General features: G+C 29.7%; 11 protein-coding genes and 1 pseudogene. 10 read left to right on the top strand and 2 right to left on the bottom strand.

What is annotated here, in order from left to right:
* Nucleotides 1–370, bottom strand: a 370-nt coding sequence (locus KO500_RS14105) for a transposase (protein WP_215957205.1), incomplete at its 3' end; no start/stop codon positions are given.
* 342 nt (nucleotides 371–712) lie between these two features.
* Here KO500_RS14105 and KO500_RS14100 point away from each other — a divergent pair.
* The 9 genes from KO500_RS14100 (at nucleotide 713) to KO500_RS14060 (ending at nucleotide 8,627) form a co-directional block, all read left to right on the top strand.
* Nucleotides 713–2,032, top strand: coding sequence for a hypothetical protein (locus KO500_RS14100; RefSeq protein ID WP_215957204.1), 1,320 nt, complete (start codon nucleotides 713–715; stop codon nucleotides 2,030–2,032).
* A 93-nt stretch (nucleotides 2,033–2,125) separates the two neighbouring features.
* Nucleotides 2,126–3,112 (top strand): hypothetical protein, encoded by a 987-nt coding sequence (locus KO500_RS14095; protein ID WP_215957203.1) that lies wholly within the window; start codon nucleotides 2,126–2,128, stop codon nucleotides 3,110–3,112.
* Between the two features lie 213 nt (nucleotides 3,113–3,325).
* Nucleotides 3,326–3,781: a hypothetical protein gene (locus tag KO500_RS14090; RefSeq protein WP_215957202.1), complete on the top strand. Its 456-nt coding sequence runs from the start codon at nucleotides 3,326–3,328 to the stop codon at nucleotides 3,779–3,781.
* Entirely contained in the window at nucleotides 3,778–4,323 is a 546-nt protein-coding gene (locus KO500_RS17580; protein ID WP_215957201.1) for a dienelactone hydrolase family protein, read from the top strand. The genes KO500_RS14090 and KO500_RS17580 overlap by 4 nt, the downstream gene beginning before the upstream one ends.
* A gap of 178 nt (nucleotides 4,324–4,501) precedes the next feature.
* On the top strand, nucleotides 4,502–4,903 hold the full coding sequence (locus KO500_RS14080) for a hypothetical protein (protein WP_215957200.1): 402 nt from the start codon (nucleotides 4,502–4,504) through the stop codon (nucleotides 4,901–4,903).
* Nucleotides 4,904–5,078: 175 nt separating this feature from the next.
* A complete protein-coding gene (locus tag KO500_RS14075; RefSeq protein ID WP_215957199.1) occupies nucleotides 5,079–6,302 on the top strand; it encodes a hypothetical protein in 1,224 nt (407 codons plus the stop codon).
* A 310-nt stretch (nucleotides 6,303–6,612) separates the two neighbouring features.
* Entirely contained in the window at nucleotides 6,613–7,458 is an 846-nt protein-coding gene (locus tag KO500_RS14070) for an SDR family oxidoreductase (protein ID WP_215957198.1), read from the top strand.
* A gap of 83 nt (nucleotides 7,459–7,541) precedes the next feature.
* Nucleotides 7,542–7,628, top strand: coding sequence for a hypothetical protein (locus KO500_RS17575; RefSeq protein WP_354668442.1), 87 nt, complete (start codon nucleotides 7,542–7,544; stop codon nucleotides 7,626–7,628).
* 84 nt (nucleotides 7,629–7,712) lie between these two features.
* A complete protein-coding gene (locus KO500_RS14060; protein ID WP_215957197.1) occupies nucleotides 7,713–8,627 on the top strand; it encodes a helix-turn-helix domain-containing protein in 915 nt (304 codons plus the stop codon).
* A gap of 135 nt (nucleotides 8,628–8,762) precedes the next feature.
* Here KO500_RS14060 and KO500_RS17615 read toward each other — a convergent pair.
* Nucleotides 8,763–8,894 (bottom strand): annotated as a pseudogene (locus tag KO500_RS17615) (IS110 family transposase); the annotation flags it as partial.
* A 154-nt stretch (nucleotides 8,895–9,048) separates the two neighbouring features.
* Here KO500_RS17615 and KO500_RS14055 point away from each other — a divergent pair.
* Nucleotides 9,049–9,819 carry a hypothetical protein gene (locus KO500_RS14055; RefSeq protein WP_215957196.1) on the top strand — a complete coding sequence of 257 codons (771 nt, stop codon included), beginning with the start codon at nucleotides 9,049–9,051 and terminating at the stop codon, nucleotides 9,817–9,819.
* The last annotated feature ends 224 nt before the right edge of the window (nucleotides 9,820–10,043 follow it).

The raw sequence follows: 10,043 nt of genomic DNA, 5'->3' as shown, positions 1-10,043 counted from the left end.
TAGTGAAAACACTTTCAAATACAGTCTCTGGATAAAGCTGACGCGTACGACTAATCGTACTATGCCATGGCAATTCATCTTCTAGATCATAACCAATAAAAAATAAAATATCTAATCGCATTGAACAATGCGATATCAACTGACGGTCACTAATAATATTCTCTAAATAACCTACCAAACACAATTTAAAAAACACTACGGGATCTATACTCTTTTGACCACTAGATCCGTAGAAGGATTTGGTCATCGGGTAAAGAAAATCTAAATCTATCGTTTCTTTTAAGCGTCTATAAAAATTGCCCAAGGGAACGCGTTCGCTTAATAAAAAAGTAGTAAACAACTTTTCTTGGTATGTCTTTTTGCCTTGCATACCTAAATTTAAAAAATTACCCCAAAATTCACTTCAACTTTATATCAATTTATTATTAACTTGTGCAACAGGCACAATGGCTATAATTAATACGGGTTTTGGTGCTTAACCCAAAGTTTAGAGTTTTTAACTAAGTCCGCCAAATCTTTTGATTTGGCTTTAAAATAAAAAAGATAAAACAAAATAAAAAGTTTTGGCTAAGTGCTTAATCGGAAATTCAGTAATTTTAATTCCCGTACTAACCATAGCCGAGACGTTAGCAATAATTAAAATATGAATTACTCAATACTTCTTTCATTTCTTTTTTTAACTCTAACCTGTAACTCTCAGGGAGAAAAAGTAATGAAACCAACTGTCCTTTTAGATTTTTATGGAGGTCAAATTAAGAGTGTTGCAGAAGATAATCACGGTAATTTATACCTAACAGGATATTTTTCAGATACACTGACTTACAAAAGTGAAACTTTGGTTCCAAAAGGTGTATTCGGAATTTTTGTCGCTAAATTAAATTCAAATAACGACATTCTTTGGTTAAAATCTTTTGGAGGTTCAGGACTTGATGAGCCATCATCAATTCATGTTGATCAAAAAAATAACATTTATATAACAGGTACTTTTTATAATACAGCAGATTTTGATCCTGACCCGAAAAAAGAACATCTTATTTATGGAGGTAGAGGCAATGGGTTTATTCTAAAATTAGATGACAATGGTAATTTCAAATGGGTAAATCATATTAAAGGTTGTAAGTATGAAACTGTTCACTCATTAGATTTCGATAAAAACAACAACGTTTTTGCTATTGGGTTTTATAAATGTAACCTTCAAATTAACGATAGCTTAATATCGACAACAGAAACAAAAGGACAAGATACTTACATATTAAAACTATCAGATACAGGGGAATTACTATGGACAAAAACAATAAGAGGGACAGAGTATGTGCAGGCAACTGAAATAATTATTGATAGGGACGATAATTTTTATTTAGCAGGACGTTTTTCCGAAAAATTGTTCATGGATGATTTAGAAATTTTAAGCAAAGGAGGTTTTGATGTTTTTATTTCAAAATTTGATAGATTAGGGAATCTAATTTGGTATCAAATCTTTGGAGGAAAATCAAATGACAATATTTCTTCATTATGCTTAACTAATAATGAAAATATATTGATTACTGGATCATTTGGTGGTATAGAAGTTATAGAAGGAATTGTCAATGATCAGTTAAATTATAAAAGTTATGGTCGTCAATTACATTTAATCAAAATTTCGTCCAGCGGGACCTTTATATTTGACAGAATTTTTGGTAACAACCTTGAAAATCATAAATATGCAGTTTTTACTGATAAAATTGATGATATTTATATCGTAGGCACTTTTGGTAGATCATTTAATTCTAAATACAATAAAAAAAATATACAAATAACACCATATTCTAAATCGGATGGTATACTAATTAAACTTAGTAAAACTGCCAATTATATATCACATTCTATTTTTGGAAGTGAAGAAGATGATCTTTTTTATGAAGGTACTATAACTTCGAAAGGAAAATTAATCGCGGTTGGGAGTTGTAAGTCCAGTTTATATTTTAATGGTAAGGAAATATTAAAGAAGCCATTAAAAAAGAAAGGGTATGGAATTGCAATTTCGATTGAGTAAATAAATTGCTAACAAAACCTAAACTGCATTAAAACGCAGTTTAGCCAAACCGTTGTGCTTAATTCTGAGTCAATTAGCTAAAATAAAAAAAAGATGAAAATTGGAATAAAATCAACACTTATATTTCTTCTATTATTTTCCTTTTCAAAAATCCATGGACAAAATATAATTGAAGAGTATCAAAAGGCGCAAAATGACAGTATAAGAATCGGAGAATTGGACAGCGATTTTCTAAAGTATATAGAAAAAGGATATACTCTTGCGAAACCTGAGAACGGAAAAAATATTTCAGGAGTAATTGTTTTTTTGGAAGATTCTGGATTTGAAAATAAAAATATGAGTGCAAAACAAATCTATTCTCAAGCAAATAAAGCTGGGTTTGCTGTTTTGTCTATTTCAACAGAAATTCCATTGGACTTCTTCTTTTCCGACAACTCAATTATCGATGCACACAAAACAATCAAAAATGCATTCGAAAAAAACTATTTGCCAAATAAAAATGTATTCCTAATTGGAGTGGGTTTGTCTGGTCACCGAGCATTAAAATACGTGGAATACATTAAGAAAACTCAACCCAAGTTTTCATTAAACATTTCTGGACTAATAATTTGTGATGCACCTTTAGATTGGGTAAGACAGTATAATGAAGGTAAAAGAGATAGAAGAATAAATTTTGAAGAAGGAGCTGTATGGGAAGGTACTTTCTCTAATTATGTTTTAGAAAAGAAGCTTAACGGTACTCCAAAATCAAATCTTGAAAGTTATCTTGATTTTTCAACTTACAGCTATTCAGATGAAGCAGATAGACACATTAAACATTTTCAGGCGTTTCCAACCCGAGCTTATATAGAAATTGCCATAGAATACTGGTTAGAGAAGAAAAGAAAAACTACAATAGACAATAATGCTCCAGATATGGTTGGACTTATTGCTCAAATGAAGCTAGCAGGAAATGAAAACGCGGAATTAAAAATAATCTATCCGAAAGATAGTAAAACGGAGAAAAAGAATACTGCAGCAACTTGGATTTCGGTAAATAAAGATGAACTAATGGAGTGGATAACTAAACATTCCGAATAAGAACTAATCACAAGAATGCCTAAACGTAATGCGGACTTTTGGGCAAAACCGAAAGGTTTGCGTATATTTATGATGTCGCGAAATCTTTGAGATTTCGCTTTAAAAAATAAAAGAAAAAACAAAACCAAAAGATTTCGCTATGTGCGTGGCGGAAAGCAAACGCTGGTTTGCTCCCGTACTGTTGTATACATTTAGAAAAACTTTTTTGAGAGAATGAAAGTTACAGTTTTCATCTTAATATTTCTTTTCAGCATTCAGTTGAAAGCACAATGCGCAAAGGAATTAAACATTTTTGAACATTTCCAACTTGCAACCGAAACGGATACAATACAGTATTCCATATACACAAAAAATGGAATTGAATTAACAACAAAATTATTGATATTTGTTCAAGGGTCTGGTGCATTTCCTTTTTATGAAATAGAAAAAATTACAGATGGAACGGTAACAACTTCTACGATGCCATTTGAGCTTGAAATGATACCAGATGAATATGCTTTCCTATTAATTTCAAAGAAAGGAATTCCATTCTGTACACTTAAGGAAGATCAATTCAAAGCACCGAAAGAATTCTATGAAACAGAAGGTTTAGATTATCGAGCAAATCGAATTAGCGCTGTTATTGATTATTTAATTCATAATCAAATCACAAATCCGAAAAAATCGTGATAATAGGACATTCAGAAGGTAGTGATGTAGTTGCCAAATTGGGTGTAATAAACAACAATATTACCAACATTGGTTATTGGTCAGGTAGCGGAAACACACAATTTTACGACTTTACACTCTTAATTAGAAAAGACGTGATTGAAGGTAAACTAACTGAGGAAGAAGGCATACAAAAAATAGATTCAATATTAAAACAATTTAAAGAAATTAAGCAAAAGCCTGAATCTACAACTGATTTTTGGGAAGATAACAGCTACCGCAGATGGAACTATTTTTCAGAACCACCGATTGATAATCTTTTGAAAATTGAGATTCCAATATTTGTCGCAATTGGCTCGAAAGACCAAGCTGTACCTGTAGAGTCAGCCTACCTAATACCAATCGAGTTTATTAGGCAGAAAAAAGAAAAATTAACGTTCAAGGTTTATCCCGCATTAGACCACGGATTTGAAAGAGAGTTAGAAAATGGAGAATTTGAGGACCATTGGAACGATGTTTTTCAAGATTTTTTGAACTGGGTAAATTCAAATAGCACGGAATAAAAACGTATGCTAAAAATTTATATAAAAAATAGCTATTACAAGCTTTTTGAGAAATTTAAAATAAAAAGAAAAATATAAAAATTCGGCTCTGTATTAATTCGAAATATTAGTGTCTTTTTGCACGCTACGTTTTACAAATAATTCCGTTGTATACCACTAAAACATAACGTCACAATAAATGAATTTTATCAAAAAAAACTATACTAAGATTTTAATAATTTCAAGTTGTTTTTTCATTTATATCTATAATCAGAAAATTTTTCGACCAAAAATATATTCAAATTATGAATCAAATGAATATTTAATTTTTATTATTGGCGTTCTTCCTAATCTTTTAGGAGCTATAATAACCTTTTTGATTTATATCTTAATTTTTGAAAATTTATTAAAGGGTAAAAAAGACTTTCGAGAAATTTTAAGAAATGCAGTTATTTGGACATTAAGCTTAGTTATTTTTATGGAGTTAGAACGATTAATTAGCAGTGGAATTCGATTTGATTTTTTTGATATATTAGCTTCTATAATTGGAATAATTTTTTGCTTATTATTATATAAAAAGGATGTTCGCTTTTATGAATGAACTCACTTTAATTTCTAATGAAAAACTTTCACAACACCTTATATAATTACTTGTTAACAGCCTATTTGCGAAAATAATCACGGATTTTTCTATCGGCTTTTTGGGTGCTAAACCATACAATAAAGCATATATAAAAACGTTTGTAAATATTGAAAACCCCAAAACCAAATTATATATGAAAAATATTTACATAATCATATTTATACTTTTAACTTCTTGCTCAAAATCGATTGAGAAAATTGAAGAAAACACATCTAGTGAATTACCTGACGATAATACTATAGCTCCCTTTTTAGCTCTTAAGGGATCTTGGGGTGCACGTTTATATGTAAGAGGAGGTGAAGATTTAGATAAATACGTTAGTAATGGGTATGAATATCTCGCCGGAGCCACAGAAATGATAAGTAGTTATCCTACCACGGGTCATGTAATAACAAATGCCACTAATAATGCAAATTCGCAATTATGGACACTAAGAACAAACGAAAACGTAGATGCTGTAATGGGTGTTACTGGTGCTGTAATAGATGAAGAATTTGTTCCTAGCTTGGAAAATGAACAAGTTATTATTGATGTAATTGCAGCATTTAAAAATGCAAATAAAAAAGTAATATTATATTTAAACGGAATGAATCCTGCTGATAGGGCAACAAGCGAAGGTGCTGAATCTTGGAATAATTATGTTACAGAATATTTCTCTGGCGATGTACATAAAGCTTGGATGAATTTATGCGAAGGATACATTAAACGCTTTGAAGAGTTAGGTGTGGATGGTTATTGGATAGATGCCTTTAATAGTTACCCTGGAGATGATATTGAAAGAGATGAATTTGTGCAAATGATAAGAGCTATAGACTCAGATGTAATTTTAACAGTGAACTATGATAAAGATTATTTTAAAGATGAAAATGGTGAATTTTTAAAAGTTGATACTGATGGAGTTGATGATGAAGACGAAACGGATTACAAAATTATAAAAATGACTGCAACAAATCCATGGTCAAACATAACCGCAGGACATATAACCCCTTTAGGCCAGGGCGCACCTCCAAATTCTTGGGCATATGAAGAATTTACAGTCACTGATATTGAAGCGTCATCAACAAGTTCATATGATGGGTCTGAAAACACATTAAAACATTTATTTTTGCCAATTAGAGCTACTTGGTCTAGTGAAAGAAGCGATTTAATGTTCGACGGAGAACAAGCATATAGGTTTGTGAAAAGAATTACAGATGCTGGTGGAGCTGTCACTTTTTCAACAACAACAGATACCGATGGAACCACTATGGAAGATGAAGAAGGTGTGTTGAAATATGTTGATGAACAACTTAGTAAAGAAGCTGTATCAACGGAATATGTTCGCCCTGAAGGAGCTTTTCTTGTTGGCGAAGAATAAAAACCGATTTGCTAACAATTTCTAATACGCAATGTACCTGCTGCAGGTGGAATACTGAATACAGTACATACATTTTGCGTTGTATACCATTTGAGAAATGAAAAATATATTAAAAGAATATGCTTTAGCTTCCTATGAAGACAGAAACGAAAAGTTTCTTTATAACCTTACTATGCTTAGCTTGGTCGTTAGCGGTAATTCGACCAAGAATCGTCAGATAAGATAGATTTGACTATATCATTCTTAGATTTGGAAAAGCGTAAAACGCTTTAATGAACCAATTTTGAATCATAATCTAAATTCAAAGAATATGAATACAAAAAAAGTATGGTTTATTACAGGAGCTTCGAAAGGTTTAGGACTAAACTTAACAAAAATGCTTCTTTTAGAAGGTTTTAATGTAGCCTCTACATCAAGGAACAAACAATCCTTAATTAAAGAAATTGGAGAAGAAAATGAAAAATTCTTACCAATCGAAATGGATTTAACAGAAAATGAAAATGTTAAGAAAGCTATTGAAACTACGATTAGTCATTTTGGTAGAATTGATGTTTTAGTTAATAACGCAGGCTATAGTCAAATTGGAACTTTAGAAGAGCTTTCAGAAAAAGAAGTAGAAGATAATTTTAAAGTAAATGTGTTTGGTTCTCTAAACGTAATTAGAAATGCTACACAATATTTACGTAAACAAAAATCTGGACACATATTTAATATTGCTTCTATAGGTGGCTATACAGGAAATTTTGCAGGTTTTGGTATTTATTGTTCTACAAAATTTGCTGTTGCAGGTTTTACGGAGGCATTAGCCGAAGAAATGAAATCATTTGGAGTATTTACAACTTTAGTATATCCAGGCTATTTTAGAACTAATTTTTTATCAGAAGGCTCTGTTAAAACCCCTAATAATCCAATTGAAGATTATAAAACAGCCCGAGAAATGGAACAAGCACATTTAAAGGATATAGACGGTAATCAACCAAATGACCCAGAAAAAGGAGCAGAAGTATTAATCGCTTTAAGTAAACAAAAAAATCCACCAGTACATTTTTTCATGGGTAAAGATGCATATGAATATGCAAACCTTAAAATAGATACGATTCAAAAAGCGATGACAGATAATTTAACTCTAGGGGTGTCTACAGAATTTGAAAATTAAATTTTGAGCAAATGACAATAGAAGAATCAAAACAATACATTGGAATTTAGATAACAGAAGATGGAAATTTACGTCACAAATTATTGCCAAACAATCGATATGACGAAGCTAGAGCAAATAAAGAAAGTGTTTATAAAGGTAAGTTATCAAGTAATAGGAAATCATATTGACTGTAAAGACGATAAAGAGTTCTCAGCAGATGGAGATTTCAGAAATGGTAATATTTAAAGAAAATTAATTTTTAATTTTAAAGAATGAAAGAAATCCATCGATTTAAATCTATAAGTGAATTTCACAACTATAGTAATTTACCTAAGTCTGAAAATCCACTTATTAGTTTAGTAGACTATAGTAAAGTAAATTATGTAACGGATTCAGATAAAATTAAATGGATACAGGACTTTTATTCTATTGGTTTAAAAAGAAATGTAAGTGAGAAATTTAATTATGGACAACAAAAATATGATTTTGACGAAGGTGTATTTTCATTTGTTGCACCAAAACAAATATTAACGATTACAATAAATCAGAACATAAAAGTAAATCCGTCTGGATGGTTACTTCTTATCCATCCAGACTTTTTATGGAATACACCTTTAGCTAAATCTATTAAAAATTATGATTTTTTTGGTTATGATGTGAATGAAGCCCTTTTCCTTTCTGAAAAAGAAGAAAATATTATTATAGAACTATTAAAAAATATACAAAGAGAATATCAATCTAATATAGACAAATTCAGTCAGAATATTATCATTTCACAAATTGAGTTATTGCTCAATTATGCTGAACGTTATTACGAGAGGCAATTTATTACAAGAAAAATTAGCAATCATCAAATTCTTATAAAACTTGAACAAACATTAAACAACTATTTTAACAACAGCGAGATGCTTATTAATGGAATTCCTTCTGTTGCTCAAATTTCAAATGATTTAAATCTATCACCTAATTACCTAAGTAGCATATTAAAAATAATTAGCGGACAAAGTACACAACAACATATTCAGAATAAAGTAATTGAAAAAGCCAAAGAAAAATTATCAACTACAGAATTGAGTGTTAGTGAAATTGCTTATGAATTAGGTTTTGAATACCCTGCTTCATTTAGTAAATTATTTAAGAATAAAACTAATATTTCACCTATTCCATTTAGACAGTCTTTTAATTGAATATAAAGTACTACCGCTAACAATGAACTGAGCTGAAAAACAAACAAAATCTTCATTAAATTTAGATACTATTATTCTAGGCTTATAGATTCAAAAACTGATTTTTTGAGCTTTTTTATTGTATTTATTTTCTATTTATTTAGGCAATAATAAAACGTAAGTTTCATTATATGGCCTTTTTGATTTTGCTATAGCAAAACACTTTTTTAAGAGTTTATTGGCTACTGCTATTAATGCTATAGTCTTACGCTTTCTCTTGTTAACTACCTACATTGTTGGTAATTATTCTCATCAAGATTTGATTAAATCCTAAGACTTAAAGATGGTATTTTTTTGAGTAAATTTGAAATTAAAAATCCGAACGTTATTAAGATAAAAAATATAAAATCATCTTCAAATACAATCATATAACTGAGCTAAAATGACTAATATTAGAATCCTTTTACTTTTACTATTTACCTTAAGTTGTAATAAAACGGTAAAAGATAAGAATCTGTATATAGCTAACATAGAAAGTGACGAGCGTTTAGCTAATATTTATTTTAATCTCTACATTACAAAAAACAATGATTCTACAAATTTAATTCGAACAAGTTTACGAGCTTTAGATAATGGGAAAATGAATAGTAAACACACATTTCTATTAAATAACAAACCATTTGAAGTAGTAACTAGAAAAAGCAATTATTATATCTCTAATTCAGAATATGTACCTAATGAGTTTACAAAAAATCAAGATTATTTGTTTGAAGTAATTTTGGCAGATAGTTCTAGACATACTTTAGCATATATAAAACCAAGAGACGATTACCAAGATTTAAATTATAAGATTCCAAAACATTTTTCTTTTAATAAAAATCTAGTGATTAAATGGGAAAACATCTATTTACCAACTAATTTAGAAATTCAAAAAGAAATATATGAGCCAATATTTGAAAAGAAATATCCAAATGCTCCTCATAGAAATACTTATTATAAAGATCATGAATATGGTCACAAAATAACTGATAGAAGTGGAAGTTATACTATAGATAAATTTTCGTTAAAAGATTCATTAGAAGTTACGGTTGGAATTAAAGCAATTTTTGAGCATAGAGAAAAAGGTAGGTTGAACCCAAATTTAAAAAACAACAACTGTAATTTAACTTATATAAATAGAGTAGGGAAAATGTCTGTTCTTAAAGAAGAATAACAAACATAATTAAATAACTGAGGGTAATATTATTATTATTATTTATGATTTACAATCTGTCCCACTACTAAAACAGTAAGGCAGATATGTTTGAATTTGAATAGAATAATCAGTTAAAACTTCAAAATATCTTTAAAAATTAAAATATAAAAAAACCTCGTAAACTATGTTTACGAGGTTTAGCGGAGAATGAGGCTCTATCACCTAAGAATCCATAAAAAACC

The sequence above is a fragment of the Cellulophaga baltica genome, assembly GCF_018861125.1.
In the GTDB taxonomy this organism is placed as follows: domain Bacteria; phylum Bacteroidota; class Bacteroidia; order Flavobacteriales; family Flavobacteriaceae; genus Cellulophaga; species Cellulophaga baltica_A.
Note: the sequence above shows the minus strand (reverse complement) of the source record. Positions and strands in the feature narration are given on the sequence as shown.

What these genes read in the sequence shown, in the direction of transcription:
- KO500_RS14075 (WP_215957199.1), top strand. Translation starts at nt 5,079, where the DNA reads ATGAAAAATATTTACATAATCATATTTATACTTTTAACTTCTTGCTCA.
- KO500_RS14060 (WP_215957197.1), top strand. Translation starts at nt 7,713, where the DNA reads ATGAAAGAAATCCATCGATTTAAATCTATAAGTGAATTTCACAACTAT.
- KO500_RS14070 (WP_215957198.1), top strand. Translation starts at nt 6,613, where the DNA reads ATGAATACAAAAAAAGTATGGTTTATTACAGGAGCTTCGAAAGGTTTA.
- KO500_RS14095 (WP_215957203.1), top strand. Translation starts at nt 2,126, where the DNA reads ATGAAAATTGGAATAAAATCAACACTTATATTTCTTCTATTATTTTCC.
- KO500_RS14090 (WP_215957202.1), top strand. Translation starts at nt 3,326, where the DNA reads ATGAAAGTTACAGTTTTCATCTTAATATTTCTTTTCAGCATTCAGTTG.
- KO500_RS14080 (WP_215957200.1), top strand. Translation starts at nt 4,502, where the DNA reads ATGAATTTTATCAAAAAAAACTATACTAAGATTTTAATAATTTCAAGT.
- KO500_RS14055 (WP_215957196.1), top strand. Translation starts at nt 9,049, where the DNA reads ATGACTAATATTAGAATCCTTTTACTTTTACTATTTACCTTAAGTTGT.
- KO500_RS14100 (WP_215957204.1), top strand. Translation starts at nt 713, where the DNA reads ATGAAACCAACTGTCCTTTTAGATTTTTATGGAGGTCAAATTAAGAGT.